The 19,503-nt window shown below is 41.3% G+C and carries 22 protein-coding genes and 1 riboswitch; all 22 genes read right to left on the bottom strand.

What is annotated here, in order from left to right:
• Positions 1-10: 10 nt before the first annotated feature.
• The 22 genes from EO122_RS03265 to EO122_RS03160 all read right to left on the bottom strand — a co-directional run bounded on the left by EO122_RS03265 (position 11) and on the right by EO122_RS03160 (position 19,486).
• On the bottom strand, positions 11-1,240 hold the full coding sequence (locus EO122_RS03265) for a U32 family peptidase (RefSeq protein WP_127009352.1): 1,230 nt from the start codon (positions 1,238-1,240) through the stop codon (positions 11-13).
• Complete coding sequence (locus EO122_RS03260; protein ID WP_127009351.1) at positions 1,233-1,841, bottom strand: O-methyltransferase; 609 nt, start codon at positions 1,839-1,841, stop codon at positions 1,233-1,235. Before EO122_RS03260 ends, EO122_RS03265 begins: the two co-directional genes overlap by 8 nt.
• The gene (gene mltG, locus EO122_RS03255) at positions 1,831-2,838 is read right to left on the bottom strand and encodes an endolytic transglycosylase MltG (protein ID WP_127009350.1); all 1,008 of its coding nucleotides are present in this window, start codon (positions 2,836-2,838) and stop codon (positions 1,831-1,833) included. The genes EO122_RS03260 and mltG overlap by 11 nt, the downstream gene beginning before the upstream one ends.
• Positions 2,839-3,120: 282 nt before the next feature.
• On the bottom strand, positions 3,121-5,229 hold the full coding sequence (locus EO122_RS03250; RefSeq protein WP_164725947.1) for a DUF4261 domain-containing protein: 2,109 nt from the start codon (positions 5,227-5,229) through the stop codon (positions 3,121-3,123).
• A 112-nt stretch (positions 5,230-5,341) separates the two neighbouring features.
• Entirely contained in the window at positions 5,342-5,614 is a 273-nt protein-coding gene (locus EO122_RS03245) for a DUF1292 domain-containing protein (RefSeq protein ID WP_126937049.1), read from the bottom strand.
• 10 nt (positions 5,615-5,624) lie between these two features.
• Complete coding sequence (gene ruvX, locus EO122_RS03240) at positions 5,625-6,035, bottom strand: Holliday junction resolvase RuvX (RefSeq protein WP_127009348.1); 411 nt, start codon at positions 6,033-6,035, stop codon at positions 5,625-5,627.
• A complete protein-coding gene (locus EO122_RS03235) occupies positions 6,035-6,295 on the bottom strand; it encodes an IreB family regulatory phosphoprotein (protein WP_126937051.1) in 261 nt (86 codons plus the stop codon). The genes ruvX and EO122_RS03235 overlap by 1 nt, the downstream gene beginning before the upstream one ends.
• A 53-nt stretch (positions 6,296-6,348) precedes the next feature.
• Complete coding sequence (gene alaS, locus EO122_RS03230; protein WP_127009347.1) at positions 6,349-8,958, bottom strand: alanine--tRNA ligase; 2,610 nt, start codon at positions 8,956-8,958, stop codon at positions 6,349-6,351.
• Between the two features lie 59 nt (positions 8,959-9,017).
• Positions 9,018-9,821 carry a metal ABC transporter permease gene (locus EO122_RS03225; RefSeq protein WP_127009346.1) on the bottom strand — a complete coding sequence of 268 codons (804 nt, stop codon included), beginning with the start codon at positions 9,819-9,821 and terminating at the stop codon, positions 9,018-9,020.
• A gap of 1 nt (position 9,822) precedes the next feature.
• Positions 9,823-10,533 carry a metal ABC transporter ATP-binding protein gene (locus EO122_RS03220; protein ID WP_127009345.1) on the bottom strand — a complete coding sequence of 237 codons (711 nt, stop codon included), beginning with the start codon at positions 10,531-10,533 and terminating at the stop codon, positions 9,823-9,825.
• 71 nt (positions 10,534-10,604) lie between these two features.
• On the bottom strand, positions 10,605-11,465 hold the full coding sequence (locus tag EO122_RS03215; protein WP_127009344.1) for an NlpC/P60 family protein: 861 nt from the start codon (positions 11,463-11,465) through the stop codon (positions 10,605-10,607).
• Between the two features lie 26 nt (positions 11,466-11,491).
• Complete coding sequence (locus tag EO122_RS03210) at positions 11,492-12,430, bottom strand: glycosyltransferase family 2 protein (RefSeq protein WP_127009343.1); 939 nt, start codon at positions 12,428-12,430, stop codon at positions 11,492-11,494.
• A gap of 280 nt (positions 12,431-12,710) precedes the next feature.
• Entirely contained in the window at positions 12,711-13,427 is a 717-nt protein-coding gene (locus EO122_RS03205; RefSeq protein WP_164725946.1) for a thiamine phosphate synthase, read from the bottom strand.
• The gene (thiH, locus tag EO122_RS03200; RefSeq protein WP_127009341.1) at positions 13,414-14,610 is read right to left on the bottom strand and encodes a 2-iminoacetate synthase ThiH; all 1,197 of its coding nucleotides are present in this window, start codon (positions 14,608-14,610) and stop codon (positions 13,414-13,416) included. Before thiH ends, EO122_RS03205 begins: the two co-directional genes overlap by 14 nt.
• Positions 14,611-14,636: 26 nt before the next feature.
• Entirely contained in the window at positions 14,637-15,428 is a 792-nt protein-coding gene (locus tag EO122_RS03195) for a thiazole synthase (protein ID WP_127009340.1), read from the bottom strand.
• 13 nt (positions 15,429-15,441) lie between these two features.
• Positions 15,442-16,017 (bottom strand): sulfur carrier protein ThiS adenylyltransferase ThiF, encoded by a 576-nt coding sequence (gene thiF / locus EO122_RS03190; RefSeq protein WP_126937060.1) that lies wholly within the window; start codon positions 16,015-16,017, stop codon positions 15,442-15,444.
• A complete protein-coding gene (gene thiS / locus EO122_RS03185) occupies positions 16,018-16,212 on the bottom strand; it encodes a sulfur carrier protein ThiS (protein WP_126937061.1) in 195 nt (64 codons plus the stop codon).
• 256 nt (positions 16,213-16,468) lie between these two features.
• A riboswitch (TPP riboswitch) is annotated at positions 16,469-16,568 on the bottom strand.
• Positions 16,569-16,644: 76 nt separating this feature from the next.
• A complete protein-coding gene (locus EO122_RS03180) occupies positions 16,645-17,301 on the bottom strand; it encodes a coenzyme F420-0:L-glutamate ligase (protein WP_126937062.1) in 657 nt (218 codons plus the stop codon).
• A gap of 11 nt (positions 17,302-17,312) precedes the next feature.
• Positions 17,313-17,852: a hypothetical protein gene (locus EO122_RS03175; RefSeq protein WP_127009339.1), complete on the bottom strand. Its 540-nt coding sequence runs from the start codon at positions 17,850-17,852 to the stop codon at positions 17,313-17,315.
• An 8-nt stretch (positions 17,853-17,860) separates the two neighbouring features.
• A complete protein-coding gene (gene murI, locus EO122_RS03170; RefSeq protein WP_126937064.1) occupies positions 17,861-18,679 on the bottom strand; it encodes a glutamate racemase in 819 nt (272 codons plus the stop codon).
• A 3-nt stretch (positions 18,680-18,682) separates the two neighbouring features.
• The gene (locus EO122_RS03165) at positions 18,683-19,093 is read right to left on the bottom strand and encodes a thioesterase family protein (protein WP_127009338.1); all 411 of its coding nucleotides are present in this window, start codon (positions 19,091-19,093) and stop codon (positions 18,683-18,685) included.
• Between the two features lie 48 nt (positions 19,094-19,141).
• Entirely contained in the window at positions 19,142-19,486 is a 345-nt protein-coding gene (locus EO122_RS03160; RefSeq protein ID WP_126937066.1) for a YkvA family protein, read from the bottom strand.
• Positions 19,487-19,503 lie beyond the last annotated feature (17 nt).

Here is a 19,503-nt window from a genome sequence, read left to right as displayed (position 1 = left end):
TTAGAACCTATTATTTCTTTGTTTCACGGCGCATCATAGAAAATTCTTCTAATGGTGTGTCAATATACAAGCGCAATTTCATTTGTGCATGTTTAGCCACATCGATGTCATTGCCATCTTCATCAGTCATGCGAGTAATCACATGTTTTACCAACGGTCCATGAGGCTGACAGAACTCTACCTCTTCTCCTACTTTGAAATTATTACGTTGCTCCATGTAAGCATAGCCTTCTTCTGCATTGTATCCTTCTACAAGGCCAATGAAATCATGGGTTTGCGTATTGGAAGATTTACCATAGTTTTGTGCCTCTTCACCTGGTTTCTCCATAGCAAAAGCTTCTGTGTAAGGACGATGGGAAATTTTTTCTAACTCTGCATACCATTCGTCACGTACGTACCAGTCATCGCCCTCTTCTAGGAATGCATCGATGGCCTCACGATACACTTTAGATACTGTAGCTGCATAGTGAACAGACTTCATACGACCTTCGATTTTCAAGCTATCTACGCCCGCTTTATACAATTCTGGAATGTATTTCAACAAGCACAAATCTTTAGAGTTAAAGATATATGTACCATGTTCATCTTCTTCAATTGGATAGTATTCACCTGGTCGGTTTTCTTCTACTAAATTATACTTCCAACGGCACGCTTGTGTACAAGCACCACGGTTTGCATCACGATTTGTCATATAATTACTTAACAAACAACGGCCTGAGTAAGAAATACACATAGCACCATGTACGAAGGCTTCGATTTCCACATCTGCCTTTTCACGCATTGTTTTGATGTCTTCAATACTTACTTCACGGGCTACGACGACACGAGCCGCCCCTTGTTCTTTCCAGAATTCCGTAGTCAAGTAGTTTGTTGTATTCGCCTGCGTACTCACATGCAATTCTAAGCCAGGAGCTACTCGCTTTGCCAACAAGAAAATACCTAAATCTGCTACGATGATAGCATCTACCTTAATGCTTTCCAAGAATTTCAAATAGTCTTCTAGGCCTGTTAAGTCCTCGTTATGAGGAATGATGTTACAAGTCACATAGATTTTTTTGCCATGACTATGTACAAACTCCACAGCCTCTTTCAGTTGCTCATTATCAAAGTTTGAACTAGCCGCTCGCAACCCGAAGGCACGGCCTGCACAGTATACTGCATCCGCTCCATAGCGAATGGCCATTTTTAATTTATCCATATTGCCAGCAGGTGCTAACAATTCCATATGTCGTTTACTCATGATTATGTCCTTTCCAAACACTGACACTCATTCCATCCCCCATAGGATAGATGGTGGTGTTGTATTTATCTTTTTGTTCTACATATTCTAAATAGTGTTGTAATCGTTTCACGATAGTCTTGAATCGACGAGGTGGCTCTTTACCGCCTCGCACATAATCGCGAAACAGTACATTATCTGCTAGTACCACAGCCCCATCAGATAGTTTTGGTTCTATGATTTCCAATTGTTTTAAATATTGACCTTTAGGGCCATCTAAAAACACTAGGTCAAAGGGCCCTTCTATAGTATCTACTAGTTCTGTTGCATCTCCCTGCAGCAAAGTCATTCGATCTGCATAGTCCGACTGCGAAATAAAATGTTTTGCCATACCATGACGTATGTCATCTAGTTCAATAGAAATCAGCTGACCTTCTTTATCCATATGTTTTGCCAATAACAAGGAAGAATAGCCTATGGCTGTCCCTACTTCTAATACTCGTTTTGGCTTGTACAGACCGATTAAATCTTCAAACAGTTCTACTTCCGATTCTCGTAAAATAGGTACATCATGCAACAATGCATAGATTCGTTGTTCATTTAAAATATCTTTAATTTTCATAAATTTGATCCACTATTTTTAAATGTTCTTCATAGGTTTTACTAAAATGATGATGCCCCTCTTTATCTGCAACAAAGAATAAATAGTCTGTAGTTGGTGCATACAGTACGGCTTCCATCGATTTTAACCCAGGGTTCGCAATCGGTCCTGGCGGCAAACCTTTGTGCAAGTATGTATTATAAGGGCTTTCTAATTTTGTATCTTCAATGGTAATCAATGGTTTTGGATAGCCTAGAATATATTGAATACTAGCACACGATTCAAGTGGCATCCCCTCTTTCAAACGTTGGCGGAATACAGCTGCGATAATAGGACGATCTTCATCAAATTTCGCCTCTTTTTCTACCAGCGATGCCAAGGTGATAAATTCGAAAATTGTCATGCCTTGAGCTTCAATATCTTGACGCATTTTAGGTGTTAATTGACGATTCATTTCATCAGCCATCATCTTCATTACATCTGCCGCAGTACTACCTACAGGCACTTCATAGGTGCTAGGGAATAAGAATCCCTCTACACGATAGGTCACTGGCTTTGGTCCGTACATGTATAAATACGGAGAGTATAGTTTTCCTTGCTCCATGAACGCAGCCTGCGTATCGATGCCTTGTTCTTCAATGCGCTTTCCAATTTCACCAATCGTAAAGCCTTCTGGAATCGTTAAGGTAATACTTTGAATCTTACCTTTTTGCAATCGATCAATAATTTCTTTCAAACTAGAATGATGCGGAATTTGATACGGTCCATGTTGCAACGTATCCATGGCACCTGTCAATCGCAGTGCTGCCCGGAATACCGTTGGCGACACAATCAATCCTTTTTCATATAACGCTTTGCCTATTTCCGCTCCTGTTTGGTTTTCACTAATGACGATGGTTTCCACATCATCCTTAGATCCTCCCGTCCAAGGGATATAATATAGGCCTGCTAGTGTGCTCAGTACCAACAGTAAGATGATACTAAGACTTATCCATGTGTATTTTATATATCGTTTCACAGCAATCTCCTTTTCAATTAATACTATATTATACCATTTTACAGGTATATATAGCAATTTTTCTATATAGCAGGTGTCAATCCATACACCATTTTACATTGCAAGTCAAAATTGAGCATATGTAATCCATACTTTTAATACAAATCATTTCTTAAGTTGTCAATAGAAATCGAATAGCTTTAAAGCACACTAACAATGCAAATATTCTTGTATCCAAATAAATCTATCCAGACGTTTATACGACAAAAGGGGCTGTTACTATTCTACAGCCCCTTTCATTATTTATTCTTCTTCACTTTCAGCAAAGAAAATTTGTATACTTTGCAATCCATCTGCATAGACTGGTTCATCGATATGAACTATCAGTTGTTCTTCCTCTGTTCTACCTATAGAATGGCCGTCTTCTACTTTTATATCTGATGTCAGTACATATTCCGCCACGCTAAGGATATAATTCCAGGCACGCTCTGGATCCCATGGACAGTGCAAGAATTCCACATTAAGTTGGTCAAACTCTTCCATACCACTAGTATACAAAGATATGGTTCCATCTTCTTCAAAATCGATATCAACCCACACTAGGTTCACCATAGGCAACGCATCAACTCGTAGATGCTCTGTTTCTTTGTAGTACATGTCCGATTCATAGAGAACGTCATTCGTATAGATAGCTGTAGCTCCCGTTTGCTCCGTCGCCACTGAAAGTAATTTCGCTAATAAGATTCCTTCTTCTAATGGCTTGCCAGGTCCTTCTACAATGCTAATCGCCACATGGCTTGTGTGTTGGATTACAGCATCCAATGCATCGTCCCAAAGATAATTACGAGTAGCCCCTTGCATAACAATTTCCATCGGCATGGCATAGGAAAATGGTGCTACCATTACTTTATAGTCATCAATGACTAGGAAGTATGCCTCCTCCATCTCCTCTTCTTCGACGGTATCCACATCTTTTGTGGTAACGGCTGCACGGACTTTCATCCCCTCTGGACTCGTTACGGAAACAATATCCCATTGAGCGAGCAAATCCTTTTTAAATTGCTCCACATCAAAGGAAGTATTTTCTAACAATACTATGCCCATACATCCACGTCTGCCAATCACGGGGCCCATACCATATTCCAAGATAGAGCCAATGTCATCTCCCATGATTGTTTCAGCTAATCTAGCCATGGTACTAATCATGAGCTGATTATCATCACTGTCGAAGTCCAATGTTTCTATATTTACATTCATGGTACGTTCCATAACGCTTTCTAGAATGGAATCCGCTAAATTGTCAGACATTTCATTCATAATCTCTAATAAGGCGTGACTGAAAGACGGCCCCAACACTTCTAGCATATGCGTGTCCCCATCGTAATAGAGCACTTGTCCTACATGACCGGATTTTGTCGGATTATAGTCAAGGTAGAAACGCGATGCCTCTTCCCCATCCCCAGTCGCTGCAAACAGGCACATATTTCTCTGTTTAGAAGAACCTCGTACTTGTGACGGTTTTACATCAGACCCCAGTATATCCATGTTCATCACATCTTGTCCGTGAAGATCAAATTCTAACATTTGACGTGCTGACAGCAAGTAGAATCGTTTACCTTCATAGAGGAACATAGGGAATGTGACCTTCATAGAGGTGTATTTCTGTTGGTACGTACCATTCACAATATTGAGCAAGAAACTAAGCCCTTCCGGCGTATCTGGATATCGTCGCAACAATTGCATCCACTCTCGGGAAGAGATACCTTTCCACTCACTTTGAATGGCAGACCACAAATCAGGCACTACCCCACGATAGATACTGTATATATCTGTCATAAACCGTTCATGAATCGTAAGGCCAGAGTCTACCACATCAATCGTAGCCCCTTTTCCTAGCGTACTTCGACGAAGATACTTCTCAATGGTGCTTACTGCAAGGTCCTTGTCTGCTACATAATACGCAAAGGTAGCCACTCCCTCTGGGATACGTAGTGTGGTACCGCTGACAACGTTATTTTCTTTCAAGGCCCTAGAAATTTTTGTATCCAACCGTTTGAACTGTTTCGCATCGCCTAATGACGCGTCCAACACAACATAGATATGATGTAAATTGCCTAATTCTGCAATGACATTTCCATCTTGATATAACTTAGCACCATAAGGTATGCCTGCTTCTCTCAAACAGATGAGTATTTCCTCTACGAATTCATCTCCTTCATCCATGGAAAACCGAAGTACGCAATGGTCAATGACACCATTTTCTTTATACACCGATTCCCCTTCATGGACAGTACCTATATCTATTAACATATCCTCCATCAGCGTTTCTAATGACTCTCGCATTACCTTGTTAAATTGGGCGGGAATATATAGTTCATACTGGATTTGTTTCTTTTTTTCTTCTGTTGCCATATCTCTTAGTTCTCCACTATACTCATTATTTCTAAACATGATTACCACTATACGGAAAAAGGACTGTAACCGACCTGCCTTTTCGACAATCTGTTACAGCCCTAAAGACTAATTAGTCCATTTCTTCATACAACTTAATCACTGCATCGAATTCTTCATCTGTTGGAGCTACATATACTTGCTCTCCTTCTTCGTCATCAATGCGTGCGATGATCACTTCTGGCTCATCATGTTCTGTTTCTTCTTCTGGTGGAAGAGATACTAGAATGGCAAATGCTTTTCCATCATGTTGAATCAACATTTCTTCTTCATAATATCTTTCTTCTCCATTTTCGTCTTCAATGACGATAACAGAAACTTCACCTTCATACCCTTGCTCGATCATAGTAACCTCCTTATGAACGACTATCTAAATAGCCTTGTAAGATAACAACTGCTGCCATCTTATCAATGACTTCTTTACGTTTTTTACGACTTACATCAGCGGCGATAAGGGATTTTTCTGCCATCACTGTAGATAAGCGTTCATCCCAAAATACAACCGGGGTGGAGATGACTTCTTTCATCTTCTCTACAAAGGCTTCTGTTTTTTCCGCTCGTTCCCCTTTGGTACCATTCATATTTTTCGGCATGCCCACCACAATGGTGTCTACCTCATATTCACGGATTAATTCCGCTATACGCTGAAAGTCTTTTTCGTGAGATGTGCGGCGAATGGTTTCGATGCCTTGTGCTGTAATATACAGAGCATCACTGCATGCTACACCAATGGTCCGACTTCCCACATCAAGTGCCATAATACGCATTATAACTGTTTCGCTTTCACATACTCTTTCACAAGCTCTTCAATGAGTTCATCACGTTCGATACTACGAATATCTTTACGTGCATTGTTGTAACTTGTAATATACGTTGGATCTCCAGAAATTAGATATCCTGTAATTTGGCTAATCGGATTATATCCCTTTTCTGCCAATGCTTGGAACACATGTTGAAATACTTGTTCTGGTGTTAACGGCGTTGTTTGTACCGGTTTAATCACCATTGTTTTATCTGAAAGATTCATATAATCCCTCCTTATCCTAAGTGTTCTACTGAAAGTCGCATCTATGAATACGATTATCCAACCATAGATTGGATTGCTTCTTTACCTGCTGCTAAGGCTTGGTCCATCGCCGCTGGGTCTTTACCACCAGCTTGTGCCATATCTGGACGTCCACCGCCATTGCCACCAGCGGCTTGGGCTGCTGCTTTTACGATGTTACCGCAATGGATGCCTTTGCCCACTACATCTTTCGTAGCCATGCAGACGAAGTTTACTTTATCGCCACCAGCTGCGCCCAAAAGAACTACGCCAGAGCCGATTTTGTCACGAACCATGTCCGCCATATCGCGCAATTCGCCCATATCAGATACTGGTACAGACGCTACTACAGCTGTCACATCGCCTACTGTGAATTGACTAGCTAAGAGACCATCAAGGTTGCCGCTATTCAATTCTTTTTTCACTTGCTCTAACTCACGCTCTACGGCTTTCGCATGATCAAGCACTTGTTGCACTTTACCTACTACTTCTTGCGATTTTGCTTTCACAAGAGAAACTATAGATTTGACTGTATGTTCTTCTTGTTGTGCTAACGCAAGAGCTGCTTTACCTGTAACAGCTTCGATACGACGTACGCCAGATCCGATACCGCCTTCAGATGTAATACGGAATTGACCGATAAAGCCTGTATTTTCTACGTGAGAACCACCACACAATTCGATGGAGAATTCTGGCACAGATACGACACGTACTTCGGAACCATATTTTTCACCGAACAATGCCATAGCCCCTTTTGCTTTCGCTGCATCAATGGACATAGTTTCTACTTCCAATGTGGAAGCACGAAGAATTTGTTCGTTCACCATGTTCGTAATAGTTTGTAATTCTTCTGCTGTCACTGGAGAGAAATGTGTAAAGTCAAAACGCAAGTAATCAGGCGTTACTAAGGAACCTGCTTGGTTAACGTGCGTCCCCAATACGGAACGCAATGCAGCATGCAATAAATGTGTTGCTGTATGGTTACGTGCCATATGTTGACGGCGTTCTACATCCACTGCGAATGTTACTTCGTCGTTCACAGAAATACTACCTTCTACCACAGTCCCTACATGGTAAGTAGTGCCTTCTGGTAATTTTTTCGCTGTATGTACTTCTACTTTACCCAATGGACCTACAATGAAACCTGTATCACCTAATTGTCCGCCTCCTTCTGCATGGAATGGAGTCGTTTTTACGATGATCGTCACATCTTGGCCATCTTCAGCACGGTCGATAGCTTTCGCCCCTTCACCGATAAGAAGTACTGTGGATGCTGCAGCACTTTCATCATCAGAAATATGTTCATTGGATAAATGTGTAATATCTGGAGTGGCCACTTTTGCATCTACATCTTCACGAGCTTCACGAGCACGAGTACGTTGTTCGTTCATGGCACTTTCAAAACCGGCTTGGTCGATGGTGAAGCCTGCTTCGTGAGCAATTTCTTCTGTCAATTCCCAAGGGAATCCGTAAGTATCATATAACTTGAATACATCTTGACCTGGTACAGTAGTCGTACCATCAGCCTTTAATGTATCCAACAATTGGCTTAACATATCAAGACCAGATGCCAATGTTTGGTTGAATCGTTCTTCTTCGTTTGCCACCACTCGTTTGACGAAGTCTTGTTTTTCCACGATGTTCGTGATAGCTCCACCCAAGATATCTACTACGATATCTACTAATGGTACCAAGAATGGTCCTTGAATGCCTAATAGGCGACCATGGCGAACAGCACGGCGCAAAATACGGCGAAGTACATATCCACGGCCTTCATTGGATGGTAATACACCATCAGCAATCAATGCTACAATAGCACGAATATGGTCAGCAATAACTTTTAAAGAAATATCTGTGCTCGCATCAGTATGATACGTAACACCAGCTTTTTTCGCTGTGGCCTCAATGATTGGGAAAATCAAGTCTGTTTCAAAGTTACTTTCTTTATTTTGCAATACAGATGCCAAACGTTCTAAACCAGCGCCAGTATCGATATTTTTCTTAGCTAATGGTTCGTACGTACCTTCTGCTGTACGGTTAAACTGTGTGAATACAAGGTTCCAAATTTCAAGGAAGCGATCACAGTCACAACCTGGTGCACAGTTCGGATCATCGCAACCACGTTCTGGTCCTAAGTCGTAGAAAATTTCGCTATCTGGACCACATGGACCTTCGCCAATTTCCCAGAAATTATCTTCCAAACGACTGATATGGTCTTCTGGTAACCCGATTTCATTGTGCCATGTATCGTATGCTTCTTGGTCATCTGGATATACAGTAACGTATAATTTTTCTTTATCTAGTTTGATGACTTCTGTTAAGAATTCCCATGCCCAATGGATGGCTTCTTTTTTGAAATAATCACCAAAAGAGAAGTTACCCAACATTTCAAAGAATGTATGGTGACGTGCTGTACGTCCTACGTTTTCAATATCACCTGTACGAATTGACTTTTGGCTTGTCGTAATTCGTGTACAAGGTGGCACTAATTTACCTGTGAAAAACGGTTTCAACGGTGCCATACCTGCACCGATTAATAATAAAGATGGGTCGTTATCTGGAACAAGAGAATAACTCTCTTGCTTTAAATGTCCTTTACTTTCAAAAAAATTCAAATACGCTTGGCGTAATTCATTTCCTGTCATGGTTTCCCTCCTAAAATTGTCTATTGCTTTTATTATATCATATACGGCGCTGAAAGTATCTACTTTCCTTGTACCATGGTCACAAAAAATGTAATGACATAGAGTCCTATGGCCGTTAATACAATAGTACCACCTGGTGCAAAATCAAGCCAAAAGGCACTGCATAGTCCACCAATGACAGATAGTACGGAGTATACGGTGGCAATGCCCCATGTAGCTTTAAATCCTCGTTTCCATAAATGAGCAGAGGCAACGGGCACAATCATAAGGGCACTGATCAACAGAATCCCTACTACAGTCATCCCCATCACAACGACTAAGGCAGTTAATACAGCAAAGATCATATTGACACGATTTACATTGATACCTACGGTACGAGCAATTTCTTCATCAAAAGAAGTGAGCATTAAGGAATGATAGACAAATTTCATAATAATACCCACTACGATCGCTACAATGCCGATACTATAAATATCTGTCATGGTCACCGTCAAGATACTACCAAACAAGAAATTCAATAATCCTGTACTAGGCATCTTTACCATCGTAGAAAATACGATGGCTAAGGATAGGCCGCCATAAAAGAATAAAGCCATAATCATATCTGCATATTGTTTTTGGTAACGGCGTACTAATTCTATCCCCAGCGCAGAGGTCACTGTCAATACGATGGCTCCTAGCGGTGGATATACTTTCAACAAGGATGCCCCTGTCACACCAGCAAATGCAATATGCCCTAATCCATCGCCGAGCATGGATTGTCGTTTAATGACGATGAACATACCGATTAAGGGACACATAAGGGCTACAATCACCCCTGCTAAGAATGCACGTTGCATAAATGTATAGGATAAAATGTCCATATTAGCCTCCTACATGCCATGCCAACCGAGATCCTTGATGACTATCCATAAAGCCTTCGCAAGGTCCATAGTAACATGCATGTCCATCCACACATAAAATCGTATCTGCCACTTCCATTGCTTCCGTTACATCATGGGTAACCATAATAACGGTAATATTTTCATTTTTTAAGGAGCGCAACACTTCATAAATTTTCTTACTTGTTTCGTAATCGATGCCACTGGTCGGTTCATCTAGTAAGATATAGTTCGGTTTACGCGCTAATGCTTGGGCTAGCATAACACGTTGTTGTTGTCCACCGCTGAGTTCACCGATACGACGAGTTAAAAACTCTTGCATGCCAACTAATTTCAAAGCATCCAGAATCCACCCTTTTTTATCTTTCTTCGGCACATGAAACAAAGCCAGTCCTACCACTTCTTCTACGGTAGCTGGAAATTGGGCTGCATTTTTATTGTAAATTTGCGGCACTAAGTGAATAAGCCCTTTCATTTGTGCTTCTTTGGGACTAATTCCATCTAAACAGAGGTGTCCTGCCGTAGGTTCTAATAAGCCTGCTACCATGCGAAGCCATGTAGTTTTACCAGAACCATTGGGTCCCACCACGAGCAAAAATTCACCTTTGGGAATCGTAATGGTCATATTGTGAATGACCGGCTGTGTTCCATAAGAAAATTGCACATCTTGTATATGAATGCCTGCGTGTGTCATAGTTAACTCCTTTATGTTGCAACCGCATATATGGCAAAAGCTGTAATGACAGTATCATTACAGCTTGTGTATTATAGTACGCGTTTAGCGCCTACATAGCGTGGTCCCCAATAGCTATCATCAATATCTGCTACGGCAACACCGCTACTGGATGTGGCACTGATAAACTGTCCATCTCCAATATAAATACCCGAATGGGAAACGCCTGGTTCATAGGTTTCAAAAAACACTAGATCGCCGGGTTGCAAATTTTGTTTCTCTACTTTTTTTCCCACCGTGTATTGTTCATCCGCTTGGCGCGGCAATTGAACGCCCACTTTCTGAAAGACATGACGAATGTATCCAGAGCAATCGAAACCTGCTGGCGTAGTACCACCAAATTTGTACGGTACTCCTGTAAAGGTATTTGCATAGGTCAATATTTCCTTTACATTCCCTGAAACTGGTACAGTTCGCAATGGTTTCGCTGTATGATTCGTCACCTTATGTTTCACTTGAACCGTTGCAGGTTTGCCTTGTGTAGTCGGTTTCTTTTGTTGCTTCACAGATGTCGTAATGGCTTTTGAATTGCCTTCTTTTTTCGCTTGGATTTTCGCCATCAATTCTGCATCTTTTTTAGAAATTTCTTTCACCTTTGACACTGTTTTGGTAGCGCTAGGCATCGGTTTACCCATCAGTTTTTTGTAGGTCGTATCCCCTAAGATACCATCTACTGGCAAGCCCTGATCTTTTTGATACAATCGTACGGCCCACTTTGTATTGGCATCATATTCGCCTGTTTCTCGTGCTTTGTAGCCTGCTGCAATCAGCTTTTTTTGAATGGCTACAATCTCACTTCCCGTATCACCATATTGATACGCCCCTTGTACAGAGGCACCTAATACACCTACAAATGCAGCAAGTATTAGGCATTTCTTTGTATACCCTGTCATAGAGACTCCTCTCGTAGTGTATCTGCTTACTTACGTTCTAAGTCGCAGTTTATGGCATCTTTCACCCAATATAATGGTCGTTGTTTCACTTCTTCAAAAATTCGTCCTACATATTCACCGATAATACCAATACCCACTAGTTGTACACCTCCTAAGAAGAAGATTGCCACACCAAGTGTAGCCCAACCGCTGATAACATTATCGGAGAAGAAATGAACGAATAGAATATGTCCAATCATAATGAGGCTCAATAGTCCACATAATAGTCCAATGTACAGCGCCAAACGCAAAGGCACTCGTGAAAATGCCGTAATTCCATCTAAGGCAAAGCGCATCATTTTCTTAACGCTAAATTTTGAAGTCCCTGCAAATCGTGGAGGGGCCACAAAATGGAATTCATGCTGTACAAACCCTAAGTCACCTACGATGCCACGCAAGAATCTGCCATGTTCTCGAAATGTTTTCAAGACTTCTAAAGATTTGCGATTCATCAAACGGAAATCGGATCCACCCTCAACGATAGGTACATTGGCTAACTTATTTAATATCTTATAGTAGTATTTAGACGTAAAGGATTTGGCCCAGCTTGCATCTTCTGTAGAGTCACGAATGGTACGAACCACATCGGCTCCTTCCTCCCAATGTTTAACTAACTCAGGAATCAACTCTGGTGGATGTTGCATATCTCCATCCATAGTAATCACCGCATCACCTTTGGCATAATCAAGCCCACAAGTCAATGCCAATTGATGCCCAAAGTTACGCGCTAAGAGCAATACTTTTACCTTCGGATCTTCTTTACCAATATAGCGCAACATAGCTGCACTATCATCACTCGACCCATCATCAACGAAAATAATTTCATGGTCATAGTCAAGAGTTTGCAATACTTCTTTTACTGTCGTATAAAATTTTCGAATGTTATCTTCTTCGTTATATACAGGCACAACAATGGATAGTAACATAGATCCTCCTTTTACTTCTTTACCTATCTATTTTACAGGATTGAGCCATGTTTTGCAAACTCCGCTGTTTATGGCGTTCTTTCCCCGCTTTTGCACCTAGAACGTAAGGTGAGAACGCCATACGCTTCTCCACAAATTTACGTTCCACTGAGAGTGCTCCGCTGTTTATGGCGTTCTTTCCCCGCTTTCGTGCCTAGAGCGTAAGGGGCGAACGCCATACACTTCTCCACAAATTTACGTTCCACTGAGATTTGCTCCGAAGTGTATGGCGTTCTTACATCTATATATTACTATGCACTTGCTTCATGAAATCAGACATAATAGCTACGCCATTGAATGTATGAAGTAAGCATTCAATATAATTATTCTTATGTATACCACCTAATGCAATGCCTTTGACATATGGGTAATGATTCTGTATTTGTTGTAGTAATATTTCCCCTCTACTAACACCGATACCAGGATGTCCCTCTTTACATACTGTGGAAAAGATTGGGCTAATCAAGACACACTCCAAATTGGGGATTGGCAACGATGTTAACAACTGGACATCTTCTTCATCATGAATTGTGCTCCATAGTGCAACATGGGCCCACTGTTGTTGCAATGTATTCCACAGTTCTTGCTGTTCCGATTGCCAATACCGTAGTAGGTTGCTTGGCATATGAATTCGTTTTGCTTTTTCCAAGACAATCCTTAATTGCTCTCGATTCGTAATACCCTTACCATGGTATACCACGGTACTACCAATGGTATCACAGAGCTGGAGATACTCCTCAAATGGGAGGTCTGTGTCACGACACAGGGTGTACAAGTGCGGAAACTTCCCCATCCAGTTGCCTTCTTCCAAGTCATCTACAGCCTTATCATTCTGTTTAATCTTTTCTATGCCACGTGACAAAGCTTGTCCATATAAATCTAGGCTAATGTCATCATTTAGTAGCTGTCGATTCGTAATAAGTACTAAGGTATCTATGGTTGGATTATCGCTCTTCATAAAGTACATCCACATAATCACTCATCACCACTTGCATACCTAGGGCTTTCACATCTTCCATTGCTTCCGCTACCGTTCTACTATCAGCGATTTCAAATTGAGCATCCCCTTCTTCTTGTTTCTTTTCTTCTGAGGAATGTTCTCCAATACCTGTGCTCACGCCAGCTGAAAGTTTTGTCGCTGCCAAGGGCAATACGCCATTTCTGAATCGAGCCGTCTCACGAGTCGAGATTGTAATATTGGCATAAGGCAAGAACAAGCGATAAGCCAGAATCACTTGCAATAATTGAGCTTCCCCTACATCACCGGGGTTAATAGTATCATCATTGACGATCGGTCGAAGTCGAGGGCATGAAATACTAATTTCTCCATGGGGATAGGCTCGCTGCAATAGATGTGCATGCAAGGCTGTGGCAAAGGCATCTTTTCTAAAATTGTCCAATCCCAACAAAGCGGCTAGCCCAACACCACGCATACCGCCTCGTAAAGCACGCTCTTGCGTTTCTAGTCGGTAAGGAAATACACTTTTATTGCCCAGTAGATGCAATGTTTTATACTTTTCCCAGTCATAGGTTTCCTGAAAAACAGTCACATAATCACAGCCACATGCTCGCAAGTATTCATAATCTGCCACATTAGCAGGATATATTTCAACACCTACTACTTTAAAATATTTTTTTGCCAATTCACAGGCACGACCAATGTACGAAATGGGACTATGACGCTCACTTTCACCAGTAAGAATTAAAATATCTTGCAATCCTGTTTTTGCAATACTCTTTAGTTCTTCTTCAATGCCTGCTTCATCTAATTTAGCTCGATGAATTTGGTTTTTACAGTTAAATCCACAGTACACACACAGGTTATCGCAATAATTCGAAATATATAAGGGGGTAAACAAATAGACAGAGTTTCCAAAGTATCGTGTACGCACTGCTTTTGCTTTCTCTGCCAAGTCCTCTAAGAAAGGTTCTGCCGCCGGAGAAAGCAAGACTTTTAGTCCCTCTACATCAATGGTATCTTCTTTGAGAGCACGGCGCACATCATCAGCCGTATAGTGGTCATACGTATAGTGTTCCCGTTCTCGTAATACAGTGTCTAAAATAGGGCTTTCAATTTGGTCCATATGAGGGCGATAAGTCCAACATGGATCATCTATATGAGGTCTTGTTGTAGTAGACATGACATTTCCTTTCTATAGCTTTTCCATTACCGTAAAAATCCAGTCAAAGGTGAAGATGCACTTCCACCTACTTCAAGGGTTGGCCCTAATTTTGACAAATATGCCAATCGGCCCGCTTGGATGGCTAAGCCAAATGCTTTTGCCATGCCCCGAATATGACCTGCGGAAGCGACTGCTGTATTGGCCATAATCGCTGTAACGCCCATTTCCATAGCTTCTGCCGCCTGGGATGGAGCCCCAATTCCTGCATCTACAATAATAGGCAAATCAATTTCATTTACTAATATTTTGATAAATTCCTTCGTTTGTAAACCGCGATTAGATCCAATTGGTGCTGCTAATGGCATCACTGCAGCTGCACCTGCATTCACTAAATCACGAGCTACTTCTAGATCTGGATACATGTAAGGCATAACGATAAAACCTTCCTTGGCCAATATTTCTGTAGCCTTAATAGTTTCTCCATTATGTGGAAGGAGGTATTTAGAATCTTTCATAATTTCTATTTTCACAAAATCTCCGCAACCTGTGGCCCGTGAAAGTCTAGCAATGCGTACTGCTTCCTCTGCATCTCTAGCGCCACTTGTATTAGGGATTAATATGGTATCTTTCGGGATAGCATCTAATATATTTTCTACATCTCCACCCACCGCACGGCGCAAGGCAAGAGTAATCATCTCTGCTCCTGCCTCTTCTAAAACGGCTTCAATTAAATCAATAGAAAATTTACCCGACCCCAAAATAAATCGGGATTGAAATGTATGACCACCTAAAATCCATGTATCTTGTACTTGCATTGTTGCTACAGATTGTGACATATCTAGAGTCTCCTTAATCAATATCTTCTCCATGTAATAATTGAATCACTGCATTCGCCATGTGCCCTGCACACACCATCACACGAGCTGCTGTAATTTTTCCAATCGAATCGATGTCGCTTACGCCATCTCCGCAAAGGTACCAACGATGGTGTCTGCGTTCACGACGGATACCATTACTATCACCCCAACCCGCCATACCAGAGCAGCCTACTAGCAATGGCTCTGTAGGATGCGTTAAAATGACTTCTGTCATCCAAGCTTTTGTCACAGCTTGGTCTACGGCTTCCACAATCATGTCATGGCCTTCTACTAACTCTGCCAATCGCTCCGGCGTTAATCGTTCATCATGAGCGATGACTGTACAGTTTGGATTCATTCGATTGAGATGGGCTTTCATAGCCTCCACTTTGACAACCCCTACATCATTCACATCGTAATATTGACGACCTAGATTGCTTTCATCTACTACATCAAAGTCTACGATTTCCAGTTGGCCAATTCCAGCACGACATAGGGCCGCTGCTACATGAGAGCCTACGCCACCAACACCAATGAGAAGTACTTTTTTATCCCCTAATGCTTGCATTTAGCCACCTCCTACGAATGTAACTACTTCCATCGTATCTGCGGCACTCACACGTGTAGATGTCCAATCCGATTTTGAAAGAATCTTGCCATTATATTCCACAACAATACGATCGAGGCGGAATTGCAATGCTTCCAATACCTCTTGTACAGTTTGACCTGTATATTCATAATTGTTTCCATTTACTTTCATCATGTCCTCCTTATTATATGCGGATATACTCTATTATCCATCACACTGACACTGCATGTAACGCACTATCACTTCCTAGTAAAAAAACAGCACGAAAAACCATACCCGCGGTGGTATGCCCCTTCATGCTGTAGCACTCTATCGTCTCACTATTCTGTTCCTCTTTACATCCACTGAGATGCACCTTCATTCTGTATCTACCGGTGATATACCCCCCTGTAAAACATACAAAAAAGGACATCCTGTTGGATGTCCTCGGTATGACGAATCAAACTTATCCTACGTTGGCATTATCCAAATCAGGTTATGGGTCAAAACTAACGTTTACTCTCAGCCACAGGGCTCCCCAAAGTTCACTTTCAGTATACGCTGATACGACATATTTTGCAAGTATGTGTATCAATCTTTCTACCTATTAGAGTATCTACTCTCGCATTATCCTCTGCGAGCAGATACAGAGGCATAATTTTTAATCACTACGATCGGTGTCATTTGACTGTCATTACCAAATGGATTGTCAATCAAAATCTGTGCAATTTGTTGTGGTTTTAGTCCACGGCTGTGCCCTAAAATCGCAGCTCGTTTCAAGTCATTCACGTCCGCTACACAAGCTCCATAGGCTCCCGTAGCTTTCATAATGGCATCTGCTACTGCATGTGGTTGCTTCGGACCATACACAATGCATTTATCAAATGGTGGCATAGTACCTGTCACATCATCAGTTAAAGACGCAGTGCGTGCCATTTGATAAAACACACCAGACTTTTTAAATAGCTTTGCCACAGCCCCGCACACAAAGGCGAACATCATTTTCCATTCCCCTTCTTTGTCCATAGCTGCCTGCATACCATATACAGAAGCCATCGAACCATCAGGATGAATGAATCGATTTAAAAATTTTGCTTGCCATGATAGACGTAACTCTTCTGGTCGAGTAAATTCTCGTTGCGTAATGGCCACTACGGATTCTGCAACACATACAATATCTTCTGGTCCCACATAAGGGCCTGCAAATTCTACGATGGCTTCTACGATATCATCTTTTTCAGTTAAAATGCGCGTAGGTATTGGTAAAAGTTCTAATTCTGCCATAGTGCCACCTCCTATTTACGCATAGCGACTTCTAACTCTTCTGCAGTTAGAGTAATTCTAGTTTTTGAAATACGGTATTCCTCACGGCCTACTACTTGATGATAAATGTCGATAGGCATATCTGGGAATCCCACTACATCTTTACGAACATTGCCATTTTTACCTATCAAAATAACACGTAAGCGAATGGTTCCCCCTTTTCGTTGTTTATACACTAAGGCTTCCCAATACCCATCATGGCGTTCTTTATTCGCATCTGTCAGCCAAGAATGAATCTGCACATTGTCAAACTGCTCTTGTGGTAATAAATGGCGAGGAAACATATCCATAATCGTTCCATATTGCTTGCCTTTATTCACAAAGGGAATATCTGTTGTTAATACAACTTGATCAAAGCTAATATCTTCTACTACAAATGGAGTACGACGCTTCACTAAAATCGTAATTCCTTCATTTCCTTGGCGCCATGCAAACACGCGATATGCAATATAAATAATCGCAATGATACAAGCAATCCACACAAGGGTATCTAATAGTGTGTAAATATACATAGTCCCTCCTATAATGTAACTAGCTCAGCTCGCAATGTAGTGTCACAGAAAATTTCCTGTACAATCGGCGTGACTCTCTCTGCATGACTTGTTACATAAATCTTCATAGAACCAATTCGACCCGACTCTCGTTCCAAGTCTTCTCCATATAAAATAGCCCCTACTGCATCTGATGTTTCCCATGCAGGGTCTACAAATCGAATTTGATGATTCGTTAACTCTCGGAGTACAGGTTCCACCAAAGGATAATGGGTGCAACCTAAAATCGCGACCTCCACCCGAGCTTCTAACAATGGTTTTACATAGGCCTCTGCACAAGAGCGCAATTCATCATCGTTTAAATGACCTTCTTCGATACAAGCCGCTAAGTGTTCACAACCTTGCTCCACAACTTTCGCATGTGGTTTCAAACTGTGAATCGCATCAAGATGTTTATGGCTTCCAATCGTAGCTACTGTGGCCATAATCCCCAATGGACCTTTTAACTTACCTTTCATCTTGACTCGCAACGCATCATGAATCCCTTGTGCCATTCCTACAATCGGTACCGAAACATGGTGCGCCAATGTATCTAAGGCTACTACGGAAAAGGTATTACAGGCAATTACGATTAGTTTGACCGGCTGCGCTACTAAAAACTGTGCAATCTTAGTAGCAATGGTTTTAATTTCTTCTATCGGTCTATTGCCAACAGGATTGTTAGCACTATCTCCAACGTAGACAAAGTCTTCTTCTGGAAATTCCTCTCTTAGCACCGATAATACAGATAATCCACCAATACCAGAGTCAAACACTCCGATTGGTAAGTCTTTCTGTATGGGCGTCATTCCCTATTCCTCCTCTGCTACGGCTTTCATAGGTTTGAAAAATACATCTGGCAACCGTACAATTTTACCGGTTTCTTTAGAAGTAAACACATTCTGTGTTTCCCCTGTGCAAATAAGAGCCTCATCTGACTCTCGTATGATCCGATACGTAAATGTACATTGTGCACGAGACAAAGATGCCACTTGTAATTCCACACGCAATACATCATCAAAACGAGCTACTTCTTTATATTCACAGCTCACTTTTGTGATAGGAAATACAATACCTTCTTGCATCATATCCCACAAACTAATACCACAGCAGCGAAAATATTCAATTCGCCCCATTTCAAACCATCGTAAATGATTCGTGTGGTGAGCAATCTCCATCATATCCGTTTCATAAAATCGGACACGTAACGATGTAGAAATCATGTATGTTACCTTTCCTATGCAAGAAGAGGCTCCAAGGAGCCCCTTTTACTAATCCATTGATCCAATAGGCACAAATTTTTGTGCTTGTTCTTTGTGTGATGCTTTGATATATCGATTAGCTACTTTCATAGCGATTGCTAATACAGCTACATCATCTAACCAACCAAGGCCCGGTATACTATCAGGAATAAAATCGATTGGTAGTACCAAATATCCTAAGGCACCAGCAATCACTCCTTTTACGAACTTAGGTGTATCTTCATCACGTAAACAATAATACAGCATAACTGCTTTTCTAGCAAACATAATATTACGGCCCATACGATTTATAGTTGCTAAAAATTTGTCAGATGTAAAGGCTTTTCCATACTTAAGGATTTGTAATAGTTTCATTAGTATCAACCTCTCTG

Origin of the sequence: Veillonella sp. CHU110 (assembly GCF_003992255.1) — a bacterium.
GTDB lineage: Bacteria > Bacillota > Negativicutes > Veillonellales > Veillonellaceae > F0422.
The sequence above is the reverse complement of the archived record's forward strand: the minus strand, read 5'-3'. Positions and strand labels throughout refer to the sequence as shown.